The sequence below is a fragment of the Buttiauxella cochleicola genome (genome assembly GCF_021283185.1).
Lineage (GTDB): Bacteria > Pseudomonadota > Gammaproteobacteria > Enterobacterales > Enterobacteriaceae > Buttiauxella > Buttiauxella massiliensis.
The window spans coordinates 41,917-58,757 of sequence record NZ_JAJSOS010000003.1 but is presented as its reverse complement, the minus strand read 5'-3'; the positions used below and the strand labels follow the sequence as shown (position 1 = coordinate 58,757).

At 51.9% G+C, this 16,841-nt stretch carries 16 protein-coding genes and 1 other RNA gene; 13 read left to right on the top strand and 4 right to left on the bottom strand.

The features are described from left to right. The first annotated feature begins 28 nt into the window (after positions 1-28). The 4 genes from pflB (at position 29) to LVQ76_RS05600 (ending at position 4,955) form a co-directional block, all read left to right on the top strand. A complete protein-coding gene (pflB, locus tag LVQ76_RS05615; protein WP_232921190.1) occupies positions 29-2,323 on the top strand; it encodes a formate C-acetyltransferase in 2,295 nt (764 codons plus the stop codon). A gap of 158 nt (positions 2,324-2,481) precedes the next feature. Beyond that, positions 2,482-3,336, top strand: coding sequence for a small-conductance mechanosensitive channel MscS (mscS, locus tag LVQ76_RS05610; RefSeq protein WP_151993175.1), 855 nt, complete (start codon positions 2,482-2,484; stop codon positions 3,334-3,336). 140 nt (positions 3,337-3,476) lie between these two features. Continuing rightward, positions 3,477-4,112, top strand: coding sequence for an arginine exporter ArgO (gene argO, locus LVQ76_RS05605; RefSeq protein ID WP_232921189.1), 636 nt, complete (start codon positions 3,477-3,479; stop codon positions 4,110-4,112). A gap of 108 nt (positions 4,113-4,220) precedes the next feature. Continuing rightward, a complete protein-coding gene (locus tag LVQ76_RS05600) occupies positions 4,221-4,955 on the top strand; it encodes an oxidative stress defense protein (RefSeq protein WP_151993177.1) in 735 nt (244 codons plus the stop codon). A 114-nt stretch (positions 4,956-5,069) separates the two neighbouring features. Here the strand turns inward: LVQ76_RS05600 and argP are convergent, their stop codons facing one another. Next, complete coding sequence (argP, locus tag LVQ76_RS05595; protein WP_064513636.1) at positions 5,070-5,969, bottom strand: DNA-binding transcriptional regulator ArgP; 900 nt, start codon at positions 5,967-5,969, stop codon at positions 5,070-5,072. 167 nt (positions 5,970-6,136) lie between these two features. Between argP and rpiA the strand changes: the two genes are divergently transcribed. The 3 genes from rpiA to LVQ76_RS05580 all read left to right on the top strand — a co-directional run bounded on the left by rpiA (position 6,137) and on the right by LVQ76_RS05580 (position 9,044). Beyond that, positions 6,137-6,796, top strand: coding sequence for a ribose-5-phosphate isomerase RpiA (gene rpiA, locus LVQ76_RS05590; RefSeq protein ID WP_232864553.1), 660 nt, complete (start codon positions 6,137-6,139; stop codon positions 6,794-6,796). A gap of 280 nt (positions 6,797-7,076) precedes the next feature. Beyond that, positions 7,077-8,315, top strand: a complete 1,239-nt coding sequence (gene serA / locus LVQ76_RS05585; RefSeq protein ID WP_232864552.1) for a phosphoglycerate dehydrogenase — start codon at positions 7,077-7,079, stop codon at positions 8,313-8,315. 117 nt (positions 8,316-8,432) lie between these two features. Continuing rightward, the gene (locus tag LVQ76_RS05580; protein ID WP_232921188.1) at positions 8,433-9,044 is read left to right on the top strand and encodes a DUF2238 domain-containing protein; all 612 of its coding nucleotides are present in this window, start codon (positions 8,433-8,435) and stop codon (positions 9,042-9,044) included. Positions 9,045-9,046: 2 nt separating this feature from the next. Here the strand turns inward: LVQ76_RS05580 and LVQ76_RS05575 are convergent, their stop codons facing one another. From LVQ76_RS05575 to zapA, 3 genes are all read right to left on the bottom strand, one after another. Continuing rightward, positions 9,047-9,643 carry a 5-formyltetrahydrofolate cyclo-ligase gene (locus LVQ76_RS05575; RefSeq protein ID WP_232904568.1) on the bottom strand — a complete coding sequence of 199 codons (597 nt, stop codon included), beginning with the start codon at positions 9,641-9,643 and terminating at the stop codon, positions 9,047-9,049. 26 nt (positions 9,644-9,669) lie between these two features. After that, a non-coding RNA gene (ssrS, locus tag LVQ76_RS05570) (6S RNA) lies at positions 9,670-9,853 on the bottom strand. A 41-nt stretch (positions 9,854-9,894) separates the two neighbouring features. Continuing rightward, positions 9,895-10,224 carry a cell division protein ZapA gene (gene zapA, locus LVQ76_RS05565; RefSeq protein ID WP_034457736.1) on the bottom strand — a complete coding sequence of 110 codons (330 nt, stop codon included), beginning with the start codon at positions 10,222-10,224 and terminating at the stop codon, positions 9,895-9,897. Between the two features lie 166 nt (positions 10,225-10,390). On the opposite strand from zapA, the gene LVQ76_RS05560 reads away from it, so the two are divergent. The 6 genes from LVQ76_RS05560 to gcvH all read left to right on the top strand — a co-directional run bounded on the left by LVQ76_RS05560 (position 10,391) and on the right by gcvH (position 16,789). Next, on the top strand, positions 10,391-10,969 hold the full coding sequence (locus tag LVQ76_RS05560; protein ID WP_151993181.1) for a YecA/YgfB family protein: 579 nt from the start codon (positions 10,391-10,393) through the stop codon (positions 10,967-10,969). Positions 10,970-11,001: 32 nt separating this feature from the next. Beyond that, complete coding sequence (gene pepP / locus LVQ76_RS05555) at positions 11,002-12,318, top strand: Xaa-Pro aminopeptidase (RefSeq protein ID WP_232921187.1); 1,317 nt, start codon at positions 11,002-11,004, stop codon at positions 12,316-12,318. Continuing rightward, positions 12,315-13,493, top strand: a complete 1,179-nt coding sequence (ubiH, locus tag LVQ76_RS05550; RefSeq protein ID WP_232921186.1) for a 2-octaprenyl-6-methoxyphenyl hydroxylase — start codon at positions 12,315-12,317, stop codon at positions 13,491-13,493. Before pepP ends, ubiH begins: the two co-directional genes overlap by 4 nt. Positions 13,494-13,655: 162 nt before the next feature. Beyond that, positions 13,656-14,858 carry an FAD-dependent 2-octaprenylphenol hydroxylase gene (gene ubiI, locus LVQ76_RS05545; protein WP_232921185.1) on the top strand — a complete coding sequence of 401 codons (1,203 nt, stop codon included), beginning with the start codon at positions 13,656-13,658 and terminating at the stop codon, positions 14,856-14,858. 421 nt (positions 14,859-15,279) lie between these two features. After that, entirely contained in the window at positions 15,280-16,377 is a 1,098-nt protein-coding gene (gene gcvT / locus LVQ76_RS05540) for a glycine cleavage system aminomethyltransferase GcvT (RefSeq protein WP_232921184.1), read from the top strand. Between the two features lie 22 nt (positions 16,378-16,399). After that, positions 16,400-16,789: a glycine cleavage system protein GcvH gene (gene gcvH, locus LVQ76_RS05535; RefSeq protein WP_151993186.1), complete on the top strand. Its 390-nt coding sequence runs from the start codon at positions 16,400-16,402 to the stop codon at positions 16,787-16,789. Positions 16,790-16,841: the final 52 nt, after the last annotated feature.

Here is a 16,841-nt window from a genome sequence, read left to right as displayed (position 1 = left end):
TAATAATATGCTTTAAAGGAATGAAGTAATGAAAGTCGATATTAATATTACCAGCGATAATTATTCCCATGCCTGGCAGCAATTCTCGGGCGATGAATGGAAAAGAAGTATTAATGTGCGGGACTTTATCCAGCATAACTACACCCCGTATGAAGGCGATGAATCATTTTTAGCGGGAGCCACTCCTGCAACCACGGCGCTGTGGGAAAAGGTCATGGACGGTATTCGTATCGAAAATGCCACCCATGCCCCGGTGGATTTCGATACCAATATTGCCACCACGATTACCGCCCATGCACCGGGCTATATTCTCAAAGAGCGTGAAAAAATTGTTGGTTTGCAAACCGATAAACCGCTGAAGCGTGCCCTCCATCCGTATGGCGGCATCAATATGATCAAAAGCTCATTCGAAGCTTATGGTCGTGAAATGGATGCAGACTTCGAATACCAGTTCACCTCACTGCGTAAAACCCATAACCAGGGCGTATTTGACGTTTATTCACCGGATATCCTGCGTTGCCGTAAATCGGGAGTGTTGACCGGCTTACCGGACGGTTACGGGCGCGGACGTATCATCGGTGATTACCGCCGTGTGGCGCTTTACGGGATTGCGTATCTGGTACGCGAGCGTGAATTGCAGTTTGCCGATCTACAGGGCCAGCTTGAGCGCGGTGAAAACCTGGAGGCCGTGATACGCCTGCGCGAAGAGTTGTCTGAACACCGCCGCGCACTGTTACAAATCCAGGAGATGGCGGCGAACTATGGCTTTGATATTTCACGCCCTGCCAACAATGCACAAGAAGCGCTGCAATGGCTCTATTTTGCTTATCTGGCTGCGGTGAAATCGCAAAATGGTGGAGCGATGTCACTGGGCCGCACCACCACGTTTATCGATATTTATATTGAACGCGATCTGAAATCGGGATTGCTGACTGAGCTGCAGGCTCAAGAGCTGGTCGATCATTTCATTATGAAGATCCGTATGGTGCGCTTCTTGCGTACGCCAGAGTTCGACTCGCTGTTTTCCGGCGACCCAATCTGGGCGACAGAAGTCATCGGTGGAATGGGACTGGATGGGCGAACACTGGTTACCAAAAATGCCTATCGCTACCTGAACACGCTGTACACCATGGGGCCTGCGCCGGAGCCGAACCTGACGATTCTGTGGTCGGAAGCGCTGCCGAAACCATTCAAAGTGTATGCAGCTAAAGTTTCCATCGAAACGTCATCGCTACAATATGAAAACGACGACCTGATGCGTTGCGATTTCGAGAGTGACGACTACGCGATTGCCTGCTGCGTCAGCCCGATGGTTATCGGCAAACAGATGCAGTTTTTTGGTGCACGCGCCAACCTCGCCAAAACTTTGCTGTATTGCATCAACGGCGGGATGGACGAAAAACTGAAAATCCAGGTCGGCCCAAAAATGCCAATGTTGTTGGACGATGTTCTGGATTATGAAACGGTGATGAGCAGCCTCGACCACTTTATGGATTGGCTGGCGGCGCAATACATCACGGCGCTTAATCTCATCCACTATATGCATGATAAATACAGCTACGAAGCCTCGCTGATGGCGCTGCACGACCGGGATGTTTATCGCACAATGGCATGTGGTATTGCCGGGCTCTCGGTGGCGGTGGATTCGCTTTCCGCAATCAAATACGCGACGGTGAAACCGGTGCGCGATCAGAACGGGCTGGCGGTTGATTTCGTTATTGAAGGCGAGTACCCGCAATACGGCAATAATGACGATCGTGTTGATGTCATTGCCTGCGATCTGGTTGAGCGCTTTATGAAGAAGATCCAGGCGCTGCCAACTTATCGTAACGCGGTGCCGACTCAGTCGATCCTGACGATCACCTCGAACGTGGTGTATGGGCAAAAAACGGGTAACACGCCAGATGGTCGCCGTGCCGGAATGCCATTTGCACCAGGTGCGAACCCAATGCACGGGCGGGATCGGAAAGGTGCTGTGGCTTCATTAACGTCGGTCGCCAAACTGCCGTTCAGTTACGCCAAAGATGGTATCTCTTACACCTTCTCGATTGTTCCTGCGGCATTAGGGCGTGATGACGCCGTGCGCCAGTTAAACCTGGTAGGATTGCTGGATGGTTATTTCCATCACGATGTGCGAACTGAAGGCGGCCAGCATCTGAATGTAAACGTCATGAACAGGGAAATGCTGCTTGATGCCGTTGAGCATCCGGAAAACTACCCGACGCTGACCATCCGCGTTTCCGGCTATGCGGTGCGTTTTAATGCTCTGACGCGAGAACAGCAACAGGATGTGATTTCTCGCACCTTTACGCACTCGATCTGATACCTCGCTGCATTTATTCACTCTCCTGAACCCGCCTCGTGCGGGTTTTTTTCGGCCAAATTTGTGACTAACTTGGCACATTCGCTTGTTTTGTTTACCCTTTAAAGTCTCTGTTGTGCCTTTCAGGCGCAAATTTCAGTAATGACAAGGAACCGTGAATGGAAGATCTCAACGTAGTAGACAGTATTAATAATGCTGGAGGCTGGCTGGTACGCAACCAGGCGTTACTGCTGAGCTATGCGGTCAACATTGTGGCGGCGATTGCGATAATCATCGTCGGGATGATCGTGGCTCGCGTGGTTTCCAATACGATTAACCGTGTGATGTTGGCGCGTGGTATTGATGCGACGGTAGCTGATTTCCTTTCCGCTCTGGTGCGTTACGGCATCATCGCATTTACGTTAATTGCTGCGCTCGGGCGCGTTGGCGTGCAGACTGCTTCCGTTATCGCGGTACTCGGTGCCGCAGGTTTAGCCATTGGTCTGGCGTTACAAGGTTCGCTTTCTAACCTGGCGGCAGGCGTGTTGCTGGTGACTTTCCGTCCATTCCGCGCGGGTGAATATGTCGATCTCGGCGGTATCGCCGGAACCGTGCTGAACGTGCAGATTTTCTCCACCACTTTGCGCACTGTGGACGGCAAAATCGTTGTGGTGCCAAACGGCAAAATCATCGCCGGCAATATTATTAACTTCTCCCGCGAACCGGTGCGCCGCAACGAATTTATCATCGGCGTGGCGTACGATTCGGATATCGACCAGGTGAAGCAAATCCTGACAGATATCATCAACAGCGATGAGCGCGTGCTGAAAGACCGCGAAATCACCGTGCGTCTTAATGAGCTTGGGCCGTCAGCCATTAACTTTGTGGTGCGTGCCTGGAGCAACAGCGGTGACCTGCAAAACGTCTATTGGGATGTGCTGGAACGCGTTAAACGCGAGTTTGATGCACAGGGAATCAGCTTCCCTTATCCGCAAATGGATGTGAATTTCAAACGCGTGAAAGAGGCTGCGTAACAGTGATTTTCTGGGGCCAGTTCAGGCTGGCCCATTTTTCATTAGTAATACTTATAAACCATTAAAATTATCCATTTCCTCTAATAATTTTTCCCCATTACACTCCTCTTTAATTGCTGAACATTAAAGAGTGAATCATCGTGTTATCTTATTTTTTTCAAGGTCTTACATTGGGTGCTGCGTTAATCCTGCCGCTGGGACCACAAAATGCGTTTGTGATGAACCAGGGCATTCGCCGCCAGTATCATCTGATGATTGCCTCCCTCTGTGCAATTAGCGATGTACTGCTGATTTGCGGTGGGATATTTGGCGGTAGCGCGCTGCTGATGCAGTCGCCATGGCTGCTGGCTATCGTCACATGGGGCGGTGTGGCATTCCTCATTTGGTATGGCTGGGGCGCATTGCGTACCGCGATGAGTAGCAGCGTTGAGCTGGCGTCAGCTGAGGTTATGAAGCAAGGGCGCTGGAAAATTATTGCCACCGTGCTGGCGGTGACCTGGCTTAATCCGCATGTTTATCTGGACACTTTTGTTGTGCTGGGGAGTCTCGGCGGGCAACTGGCTGATGAACCGAAACGCTGGTTTGCATTAGGTACCGTGAGTGCGTCCATCCTGTGGTTTTACGGCCTGGCACTGCTGGCGGCATGGCTGGCACCGCGTCTGCGTACCGCGAAAGCTCAGCGCATTATTAATGGCGTGGTTGGCGTGGTGATGTGGGTTATTGCCTTACAACTGGCGGCAGATGGCATACGCCATATCACTACCCTGATAGGCTAATTAGCCTTTATCTGATAGACAACTGACTATTCCAGGCTAAGCTTGCTGCCAGACGTCCGTGTATTTTGCGGGCGTAATGACAGTGGAATGTAGCATGGAGGAATTACAGTGAAGTTTAAAACCCTGGCATTAGCCGCTTTAGTGGGATTAGGTTCGGTTCCGGCGTTGGCCGATGAGTTGCCAAATGGCCCACATGTCGTGACATCCGGCACCGCAAGCGTGGATGCTGTTCCTGACATTGCTAAGCTCGCAATCGAAGTCAATGTGTCAGCCAAAGATGCTGCATCAGCTAAAAAACAGGCTGACGATCGTGTTGCACAATACCTGACATTCTTGCAGCAAAGTGGCATCGAGAAGAAAGACATCAATGCTGCCAATCTTCGTACTCAGCCAGAATATGAATACCTGAAGGATGGTAAAACGCAGCTTAAAGGCTACATTGCCGTGCGTCAGGTGGATGTCACGCTGCGTAAACTCGACAAAATGAACGAGTTGCTTGATGGCGCATTAAAAGCAGGTCTTAACGAAATTCGTTCTGTTTCTCTGGGTGTTGCGAACCCGGAAGCATACAAAGACAAAGCGCGTAAAGCCGCTATCGACGATGCCGTTCGCCAGGCAAAACTGCTGGCCGAAGGCTTTAGCAGCAAGTTGGGCCCAGTTTATAGCGTGCGTTACCACGTCTCTAACTACCAGCCAGCACCGATGGTGCGGATGATGAAAGCTGACGCCGCTCCACCAGTATCGGCCCAGGATACCTACGATCAGCAAACTATTCAGTTTGATGATCAGGTTGATGTGGTATTTGAGCTGGAACGCGCTAAGAGCGAGCAGCCAGCACAATAAATGGTAGATGCCGTTTGCGCTTATCCACCCTACAAAACTGCAAAAATGTAGGTCGGATAAGCGTTAGCGTCACCCGACAAAACAAGAAGGCCGCTAAATATTAGCGGCCTTCTTCTATTCTGCGTCCTGTCGTAGAACTTTATGCCCGTACTCGAGAAGTGCATCGGTGACATTGCGCATCATGCGGCTTTCAGGCGCGAAGCGGTGCCAGTACAACATTCGACGCTGCATCAGGCCCGGCGTCAGGTCAATCAGCTCGCCGCTGTTAATCTCTCTTTCAATTTGCAGATGCGGAATCATGCAGCATGTGGTGCCCTGGCGCGCCAGCTGTACGAAGGCTTCCGACGAGTTAACGATATGGCACGGCACGCTGCCAGGTGACAAATCGAAGTTTTGCTGCAAGAACGCCTGGTGCATATCGTCGAGATGGTCAAACGCGACAGCAGGGGCTTTTAGCAGGGCAGAACGCGTGACGCCGTTCGGGAAATAGCGAGCGGCAAAATCTTTCGAACCGACAAACAGATAATCTAACGCGCCCAGTCTGTCGACCAGGCAGCTTGGCAGCGGCTGTGGCTGAATGGACACCGCACCGACTACTTCACCACGACGCAGGCGTTCTTGCGTTCGGGTTTCATCTTCAACCTGAAGATTCAGGCGGATAGGGGAGTCTGCAAGAACAGGAGCGAGCGCTGGCAGCAGCCAGGTTGCCAGACTGTCGGCGTTGACCGCAAGTGACAGCAGGAGTGGTGTGGAACCGGTTTGTTCATCGCCCAACCACTCTTCTTCAAGCAATTCCACCTGGCGCAATAACGCCAATAGCTTTTGTCCTTGCTCGGTTGGACGAGGTGGCACGGTGCGCACTAACAATGGTTGGCCGAACATATTTTCCAGTTGCTTGATACGCTGTGAAACGGCGGATTGAGTAATGCAGAGCTTTTGTGCCGCGCGCTCAAATCCACGTTCACGAATGACTGCATCCAGCGCCTGTAGTGTTCTATAGTCCGGGCGTTTCATTGTTGTTAGCTAACTCCTGTTTTTGTTATCCCAGCACTATGACATAAATTTGCCGCTGATCCAGACCAAAACCGCAAAGTTCGCCTGAGTATTACGGCAATCGCAGGACATTTTTTTGAAGCTTGCTCTATAATGCGCGTCAGTTTTCACAGCACAGGCAAAAAACCATGACGCAGGATGAACTGAAAAAAGCAGTTGGCTGGGCAGCATTACAATACGTGCAACCAGGCACGATCGTTGGTGTGGGTACCGGTTCAACGGCCGCACACTTTATTGATGCTCTCGGGACTATCAAGCATCAAATTGATGGTGCTGTTTCTAGCTCCGACGCTTCTACCGCCAAATTGAAAAGCCTTGGTATCACGGTTTACGATCTTAACGAAGTTGACTCACTGGGCATCTACGTTGATGGCGCAGACGAGATCAATGGCCAGATGCAAATGATTAAAGGCGGTGGTGCCGCTCTTACCCGCGAAAAAATCATCGCGTCTGTGGCGGAAAAGTTTATCTGTATCGCTGATGCGTCTAAGCAGGTGGGTATCCTCGGTAACTTCCCGCTGCCGGTTGAGGTGATTCCAATGGCGCGTAGCTGTGTGGCTCGCCAACTGGTCAAACTGGGCGGTCGCCCTGAATACCGCCAGGGCGTGGTGACCGATAACGGCAACATTATTCTTGATGTTTATGGCCTGAGCATTGCCGAGCCAATTGCATTGGAAAATGCGATTAACGGCATACCTGGTGTCGTGACTGTCGGCCTGTTTGCTAACCGTGGCGCGGATGTTGCGTTGATTGGTACTGCCGATGGCGTGAAAACCATTGTGAAATGATCTGGTTGGGGCGTGACAAGCGCCCCATACCCGAATAAAAAATGACAAAATAATCTAACGCCAAATTTGGTGACATATGTCACATTATTAACAACTGTCTACTTTTCATTCCTGGTTCTCTCTTCTACTTAGCATTTTCTGCTGCCGGTTATGGCTTATTCCTTTTTTGACCAGATGAGTGCGCAATCGTTTATATTGCCCCGCCCGTATTTTTTGATATTTTGGCAGAAGGGTGTCTTATCACACAGCACAACATCAGTTCTAAAAATAGGGTCGGGAAATGGCAAAAGTATCACTGGATAAAGACAAGATTAAATTCCTGCTGGTGGAAGGCGTACACCAGAAAGCCGTGGATAACCTTCGCGCAGCAGGCTATACCAACATTGAATACCACAAAGGCGCGCTGGACAGCGAAGCCCTTAAAGAGTCGATCCGTGATGCGCATTTCATTGGTCTGCGTTCCCGCACTAACTTAACTGAAGATGTTCTGGCTGCAGCTGAAAAGCTGGTGGCTGTGGGCTGTTTCTGCATCGGTACTAACCAGGTTGACCTTAATGCTGCGGCTAAACGCGGCGTGCCAGTGTTTAATGCCCCGTTCTCCAACACGCGTTCTGTTGCTGAACTGGTTATTGGCCAACTGTTGCTGCTGATTCGTGGTGTGCCAGAAGCTAATGCTAAAGCACATCGTGGTGTGTGGAATAAAGTGGCTGTGGGTTCTTATGAAGCGCGCGGCAAGAAACTCGGCATCATTGGTTACGGCCATATCGGGACTCAGTTGGGTATTTTGGCTGAAGCGCTTGGCATGAACGTTTTCTTCTACGATATCGAAAACAAACTGCCGCTAGGCAATGCCACTCAGGTGCAGCACTTGTCCGATTTGCTCAATATGAGCGACGTAGTCAGCCTGCATGTGCCTGAAAATGCTTCCACTAAAAATATGATTGGCGCCAATGAACTGGCACTAATGAAGCCGGGCGCGCTGCTCATCAATGACGCACGTGGCACTGTAGTAGATATTCCTGCCCTGTGTGATGCTTTAGCACGTAAGCATCTGTCTGGCGCGGCAATCGATGTGTTCCCAACTGAGCCTGCGACTAACAGTGACCCGTTTACGTCACCACTGTGTGAGTTTGATAACGTGATCCTGACTCCGCACATCGGCGGCTCTACCCAGGAAGCGCAGGAAAACATCGGTCTTGAAGTCGCTGGCAAGCTGGCAAAATACTCTGATAACGGTTCAACGTTGTCTGCGGTTAACTTCCCAGAGGTTTCCCTGCCACTACACGGTGGAAGCACCAGCCGTTTGCTGCACATTCATGAAAACCGTCCGGGCATTTTGACCGCGCTGAACCAGATTTTTGCCGAGCAAGGCATCAACATTGCCGCTCAGTACCTGCAAACCACTCCGCAAATGGGTTATGTAGTTATTGATGTGGATGCTGAAGAAGATGTTGCTGAAGCTGCACTGAAATCTATGAAGGCGATTCCAGGCACTATTCGCGCTCGTCTGCTTTACTAGTTTCAAGTTTACGGGAGTCCACCAGGGCTCCCGTTTTATTCTCAAAATCCCTTTCCTGAGTTGTTTTTTTCACCCTGCCCACTGATAGTTACGCTTTTAGCCAGGCGGCGAAACAACATGACCAGTACATTCTTAAAATCCGGTGCCTTTATCCTGCTGTTGATTCTCATCTATACGGGCCTTAGCACCGCAGACAGGCTTACCTGGCTGATGGAAGTCACGCCGGTCATTATTATCGTCCCTCTGCTTTTAGCAACTCATGCTCGTTACCCGCTGACTCCGCTTCTGTATACGCTGATTTTCTTCCACGCCATTATTTTGATGGTCGGCGGTTTGTATACCTACGCGAAAGTACCCATTGGCTTTGATGTGCAGGAATGGTTCGGCCTGAGCCGCAACCCGTATGACAAACTCGGCCATTTTTTCCAGGGTCTGGTTCCCGCACTGGCGGCGCGAGAAATTCTGGTTCGGGGTGGCTATGTTCGTGGACGCAAAATGATCGCGTTTCTGGTGTGCTGTGTCGCGCTCGCCATCAGTGCGGTTTATGAACTCATTGAATGGGCGGCGGCGTTGTCATTAGGGCAGGGAGCAGATGAGTTTTTGGGTACGCAGGGCGATGTCTGGGACACGCAATCAGATATGTTTTGTGCGCTTCTCGGCGCGCTGTTTACGGTTTTGATACTGCAATACTGGCACACAAAGCAGTTACTGAAACTGCGTGTAGCCTGAGTTTACCACTGCCAGATACGCGATGGCGTGACCACTGCAGGCAGCGGGATATCCCACTCTTGCGCGGGTAACGCCGGAACGTGCTGGCAATCATGTGCCAGCCCAACCGGCCATAAGCCATGCTGCTGCCAGTTCTGCAACGTACGATCGTAAAAACCACCACCCATTCCCAGTCTTTGCCCTTGCTCGTCGAATGCCACCAGCGGCGTAATCAGCACATCCAGTTTATCCAGCGGCAGTACGTCACGCACATCAAGTTTAGGCTCAAGGATTTTCAGACGATTCATCACCAGATGGCTATCCTCGGCATAACGCAGGAACAGCAAATTGCCATTACTAAAGGGATGCAGGACGGGCAGGTAAACGGTTTTCCCCGCGAGCCATAAGGCGCGGATTAATGGCGTGGTATCCAGCTCACCGTCAAACGACAAAAACACAGCGACCGTCGCAGCTTTCGCAACAGGCTCATAAGCAAGCATGCGCGCAGCGGCAAGTTCAGCAAAATGGTGTTGTTCAGTTGGAGTGAGTGCGCGGCGTCGTTGCCGAATATGTTGCCGGATTTCTGAGCGAAGCGATGGGATTAGCTGAATTTTCGTCATGGTGATGACTAATTTGGTAGAAAGAGGGAATCTCCGAGATGCCGCCGCAGGCTGTAACCCTTGAACCCTTGGTTCAAGGTGAATGCAGCGTCAGAATCATCAGGCTTCTCGGACGGACCGAGCATGCTCACAGAATCTGGAGCACCACATTCTTGTGGTATGAAATATCGGCTCAGGGGACTGGCCCGCATGCAAACATCTCAGAGAAATTTGGTCTTCAAAGTTACTCTACCATAGGTAACTGTGAAGTGTTATTCAAAATTTGGACCCTGTCTTTCTGTTATGCGACCTTGCTCAAGCAACGCTTGTTCGATGGTCTGCTGTAACATCCGAATACGTTCTTCCATATTGGAAGCGTAGTCGCGGGTTTTCGATTTTTCCTGAGCCAACTCGTAGCAAATGTTCAGTGCTGCGATGAAAACTAACTGCTCAGTATTTGTGACTCTAGTGCGAACTTTTAAATCTTGCAACCGTTGATTAAGCTCTTCCGCCGCAAGATTCAGTGCATCCTGTTGTTCAGGCGGACAATTCACGCGCAATGAACGACCGAAAATTTGGATATCGACTGGTTGTGCAGACATGCCACCTTCCTGCTGTTAACTCGCCTGCCTTCGTTTACCGTACCTGGTAACGAAAGGGGCGTCACTATAGCTATCCCGAAATGAAGATACAAGCCCTTTTCTGGTGCCTTGGGGTCCCTGGTGGTAGCATAACATGAACTATCCCTGCCAACGATGGCGAATGCGCATGTCTATACAGAACACTATGCCTGACTATGACTTAGTCGGCCAACTATTGAACCAACAAGGTGTGGGTCTGACGGCCTCCGAAATGCACGGCCTGATTAGCGGCATGCTGTGTGGTGGCAACAAAGATACCAGCTGGCAGCCACAGCTACACGACCTGACAAACGAAGGGCTGGCCTTTGGTCAAAACCTTGCCGATACATTGCGCCAGATGCACGGTGCAACGAGCGATTCGCTGGAAGATGACGGTTTCCTGTTCCAGCTTTACCTGCCCGACGGCGACGACGTTACCGTATTCCAGCGTGCCGATGAACTGGCGGGTTGGGTAAACCACTTCCTGCTGGGCCTTGGCGTAACGCAGCCTAAGCTCGATAAAGTCACCGGCGAAACCGGCGAAGCTATCGACGATTTGCGTAACATCGCGCAGCTGGGCTACGACGAAGACGAAGATCAAGAAGAGCTGGAAATGTCGCTCGAAGAGATCATCGAGTACGTGCGAGTTGCCGCGTTGCTGTGCCACGACACCTTTACTCGCCCGGTTCCGACCGCGCCGGAAGTGCAGAAACCAACGCTACACTAAAAACGACGAAAGGTATCGCTCCAGGAGGTGTAATGAATCAGCACGAATTTCTCCGTCGCCGTCAGGCGTTGTTGGCCAAAATGGCTCCGGCCAGTGCGGCGCTTATCTTTGCCGCACCCGAGGCCACTCGCAGTGCAGACAGCGAATATCCGTATCGCCAGAACAGCGATTTCTGGTACTTCACCGGTTTTAACGAACCTGAAGCTGTACTGGTACTGATTAAAAGCGACGAAACCCATAATCACAGCGTGCTGTTCAATCGCCTGCGCGATAAAACCGCAGAAATTTGGTTTGGGCGTCGCCTTGGCCAGGAAGCGGCACCCGAAAAACTGGGCGTCGACCGTGCGCTGGCATTTTCCGAAATTGATGAGCAGTTACACCAGTTGCTGAACGGTCTGGATGTGGTCTACCACGCGCAGGGCGAATACGCTCATGCCGATACCATCGTTTTTGCAGCCCTTGATAAACTGCGCCGTGGCTCGCGCCAGAATCTTGCCGCCCCCGCGACATTGACCGACTGGCGTCCGTGGGTTCACGAGCAGCGCCTGTTTAAGTCGGAAGAAGAGATAGTCGCTTTGCGTCGCGCCGGGGAAATCACGGCACTCGGGCACACCCGTGCGATGGAAAAATGTCGTCCGGGGATGTTTGAATACCAGCTTGAAGGCGAAATCCTTCACGAATTTAACCGCCACGGTGCGCGCTTCCCGTCTTACAACACCATTGTCGGCAGCGGTGAAAACGCCTGTATTCTTCATTACACCGAAAATGAAAGCCAAATGCGTGATGGCGATTTGGTCTTAATCGACGCCGGTTGCGAATACAAAGGCTATGCCGGTGACATCACCCGTACCTTCCCGGTGAACGGCAAATTCAGCGCTCCGCAGCGTGCAATTTACGACATCGTTCTCGAATCCCTTGAAACTGCTCTACAACTCTACCGCCCAGGCACCTCGATGCAGGAAGTTACCACGCAAGTGGTGCGCATTATGATTAGCGGGCTGGTGAAGCTCGGCATTCTCAAAGGTGAGGTTGATCAACTGATTGCTGACAACGCCCATCGCCCGTTCTTTATGCACGGCCTGAGCCACTGGCTGGGGCTGGATGTACACGACGTAGGCGCATACGGGCAGGATCGTTCTCGCCTTCTTGAGCCGGGAATGGTTATTACCGTTGAACCCGGTTTATACATTGCACCAGATGCAGATGTGCCTGCCGAGTACCGTGGCATTGGTATTCGTATTGAAGACGATATTCTTATCACCGTCGACGGTAACGAAAACCTGACGGCCAGCGTGGTGAAATCGGCAGACGATATCGAAGCATTAATGGCGGCGGCGCGTCAGTCATGAGCGTGATTATTGTCGGGGGCGGTATGGCGGGTGCGACGCTTGCGCTGGCGATATCGCATCTAACCCACGGAAAACTGCCGGTTCATTTGATTGAAGCGGCAGCGCCAGAATCAGCGGCGCATCCCGGTTTTGATGCCCGCGCAATCGCCATCGCGCAGGGCACCTGCCAGCAGCTGACGCGCATCGGCGTGTGGCCTGCTCTCAAAGAGTGCGCGACGGCGATTACTACAGTTCATGTCAGCGATCGTGGGCATGCGGGGTTCGTCACTCTCGAAGCGCAGGATTACCAAATCCCGGCGTTAGGGCAGGTGGTTGAGCTGCACGATGTCGGTCTGCGTTTATTTGCTTTACTGCGTAAAGCGCCGGGCGTGACATTGCATTGCCCGCAACGTGTCGCGTCCTTTACTCGCGAAACCGATAAAGTGAGCGTTAAGCTCGATAATGGCGAATGTATTGAAGGCCAATTGTTGGTGGCTGCAGATGGTTCGCGCTCGGCGCTTGCCGCGCAGTGTGGCATGACCTGGCAGCAGCAGGATTATCGGCAAGTGGCGGTGATCGCCAATATCACCACTTCGCAACCGCATAACGGGCGGGCGTTTGAGCGCTTCACCGAGCATGGGCCGCTGGCAATGTTGCCAATGTCTGATGGGCGCTGTTCGCTGGTGTGGTGCCATCCTCTGGCGGCTCAGGCTGAAATTGCGCAGTGGGATGACGAGCGGTTCTGCAATGAACTGCAACGCGCATTTGGCTGGCGGCTTGGGCGCATCACGCATGCCGGTGCGCGGGCGCAATATCCTCTGGCACTGACTACTGCTTCGCAGGCGGTTTCTCACCGCCTTGCGCTGGTGGGAAATGCCGCGCAAACTCTGCACCCGATTGCCGGGCAGGGCTTTAATCTTGGTTTGCGCGACGTGATGTCGCTTGCTGAAAATCTGGCTGTTGCACATGAAGCATCTCAGGATATTGGCGGCTACGGCGTGCTGGCGCAATATCAGCAGCGCCGTTATGAAGATAAAAATGCCACCATTGGCGTGACCGATGGCTTAGTTCGGCTGTTCGCCAACCGTTGGGCTCCGCTGGTTGTTGGACGAAATCTTGGGCTGATGGCGATGGAACATTTTACCCCTGCACGTGATGCGCTGGCGCAGCGTACGCTAGGCTGGGTTGCGCGTTAAAACCTGCCACCAGTCTTATTTATTTGCCATTTTGCCCCGGGAATGTGCTCGAAATCCTCACGTACTTTAGTACGCTCCGGTTTCTCCGCGCACTCCCGATCCAAACTGGCTGCAACATATACGCCTGGTGAGCAGGTTTAAGAATGTTAAAGGAGAGTCAATTTGCAAAGCGTTGATGTGGCGATTGTTGGTGGTGGCATGGTTGGGCTGGCGGTTGCCTGTGGCTTGCAAGGCAGTGGTTTGCGTGTTGCGGTGCTGGAGAACCATCTCCCAAAGCCGCTGGCACTTGAATCTGCACCCGCTTTGCGTGTTTCGGCCATCAATGCTGCCAGCGAAAAATTGCTCACTCATCTTGGTGCATGGCCAAAAATTGTTGCCCAACGTGCCAGTTGCTATCACGGCATGGAAGTGTGGGATCAAGACAGCTTCGGGCATATCGCTTTTGACGATAAATCCTTTGGTTTTAGTCATCTTGGACACATTATCGAAAACTCGGTAATTCATTATGCATTGTGGCAACGAGCTGAGCAGTGCAGTGATGTCACCCTAATGGCTCCTGCCGAATTACAACAGGTTGCGTGGGGGGAAAACGAGGCGTTCATAACGCTAAAAGACGGCGCAATGCTCACCGCGCGTTTGGTCGTCGGGGCTGATGGTGCCAACTCCTGGCTGCGCAACCAGGCCGATATCCCGCTCACTTTTTGGGATTATCGCCATCATGCTTTGGTTGCCACCATCCGTACCGCCGAACCCCATGAAGCAGTGGCTCGTCAGGTGTTTCATGGCGAAGGGATTTTGGCCTTCCTGCCATTAAGTGACCCGCATTTATGTTCAATTGTCTGGTCATTGCCGCCGCTGGAAGCTGAACGTTTGCAACAGGCAAGCGATGAAGAATTTAACCAGGCGCTGTCCGTAGCATTCAATATGCGCCTTGGTTTGTGCAGTGTTGAAAGCGAACGCCAGGTGTTCCCGCTGACAGGCCGTTACGCGCGCAATTTTGCGGCTCACCGTCTGGCGCTGGTCGGCGATGCGGCACACACCATTCATCCGTTAGCCGGGCAGGGTGTGAATCTTGGGTTTATGGATGCCGCTGAGCTGATTGATGAAGTGCGTCGTTTGCACCGCCAGGGCAAAGACATCGGGCAGTATTTGTATCTGCGTCGCTACGAGCGTAGCCGTAAACATAGTGCGGCGATGATGCTTGCCAGTATGCAGGGTTTCCGCGATCTGTTTGCTGGAAGCAATCCGGCGAAGAAACTGCTGCGCGATATCGGTCTGAAACTGGCGGATACGCTTCCGGGTGTAAAACCGCAACTTGTTAAGCAGGCGATGGGCCTACACGATTTACCGAATTGGTTAAGATAACTACGTCACATTTCCCTTTCCTTTTATTGGAAAGGGAAACACCCTCCTCATTTGAAAAATTCTAATCTCACCTATTATTTCGGATTACTTTTTCTCATCCCACGTTTTTAGCGATGTAGTGAATTTGTTTCTGAAATGGTGGTAAATGTTAGCTAACGCTAAATTCTGACGAAAACACTTCCTGTTTATGCGTAGTGTCTCGCATTTTTCCAGATGAATGCTCTGCATCATGTACCTTCTGTTTTGGTCATAAGCTAATGCAATGACCGTTTTAGCCTTATGGTTTACTCCCTCATTCAATGGTAAGTTCAGGCAAAAGGTAACGTTTGCGTCGCTATCGGGATCGGTGGCGATGCTGGGTTTCGTCTGACGAAAAGAAAAGCGAACAGCGCTTTTCAACCAGATGGTTAAAGAGGAAAAAATGACTCAAAAGACCCCTTTGTTTGAACAGCACAATCTCTGCGGTGCGCGCATGGTGGATTTCCACGGCTGGATGATGCCATTGCACTATGGCTCGCAGATTGATGAGCACCATGCGGTGCGTAACGATGCCGGAATGTTCGATGTTTCCCACATGACCATCGTTGACCTGAAAGGCAGCCGTACCCGCGAATTCCTGCGTTATCTCGTCGCAAACGACGTAGCCAAACTGACCCAGCCTGGTAAAGCCCTCTACACCGCCATGCTCAACGCTTCCGGCGGTGTTATCGATGACCTGATTATCTATTTCCAGACCGAAGACTTCTTCCGCCTGGTGGTGAACTCTGCCACTCGCGAAAAAGATCTGGCTTGGATCAATCAACACGCCGAACCGTTCGCGGTTGAAGTCACCGTGCGTGATGACCTGTCGCTGATTGCAGTTCAGGGGCCAAATGCTCAGGCAAAAGCCGCGCAGCTATTTACTGAAGAACAACGCAAAGCGGTTGCAGGTATGAAGCCATTCTTCGGTGTTCAGGCGGGCGATCTGTTTATTGCGACCACCGGTTATACCGGCGAAGCAGGTTACGAAATTGCCATGCCAAACGAAAAAGCGGCCGAGTTTTGGGCGCAATTGGTTGAGATTGGCGTGAAGCCATGCGGCCTGGGCGCGCGCGATACTCTGCGTCTGGAGTCGGGCATGAACTTATACAGCCAGGAAATGGACGAAGGCGTTTCACCGCTGGCCGCCAACATGGGCTGGACGATCGCCTGGCAGCCAGAAGACCGTGATTTCATCGGTCGTGAAGCGCTGGAGCTCCAGCGCGAAAGAGGCACCGAGCAGCTCGTAGGCTTGATCATGACGGATAAAGGCGTATTACGTAATGAGCTGCCTGTTCGTTTTACTGATGAATCAGGCAACATCCGTGAAGGCGTTATCACCAGCGGGACCTTCTCGCCGACGTTAGGTTACAGCATTGCTCTGGCACGCGTTCCTGCGGGCATCGGCGAAACCGCCATTGTTCAAATCCGCAACCGAGAAATGCCGGTCAAAGTAACCAAACCAATTTTTGTTCGCGGCGGTAAAGCTGTCGCGCAGTGAATTTGAAATCAGGAGAAAAACAATGAGCAATGTGCCGAACGAATTGAAATACAGCAAAGAACACGAGTGGCTGCGTAAAGAAGCTGATGGTACTTACACCATTGGTATCACCGAGCACGCGCAAGAGCTGCTGGGCGATATGGTGTTTGTCGACCTGCCAGAAGTGGGCGCAACAGTCAGCACTGGTGATGATTGCGCCGTTGCCGAATCTGTAAAAGCGGCTTCCGATATTTACGCGCCAATCAGCGGCGAGATCATCGCAGTCAATACTGAGCTGAGCGACTCGCCTGAGCTAATCAACAGCGAGCCATACGCGGCGGGCTGGATCTTCAAGATCAAAGCTAGCGACGAGTCCGAACTGGATGGTTTGCTGGATGCAACCGCGTACGAAGCTCTGTTAGAAGACGAATAAATCTTTTATCCCCTCATCCTCTCGGGTGAGGGGAAACACTTCAGGAATCACC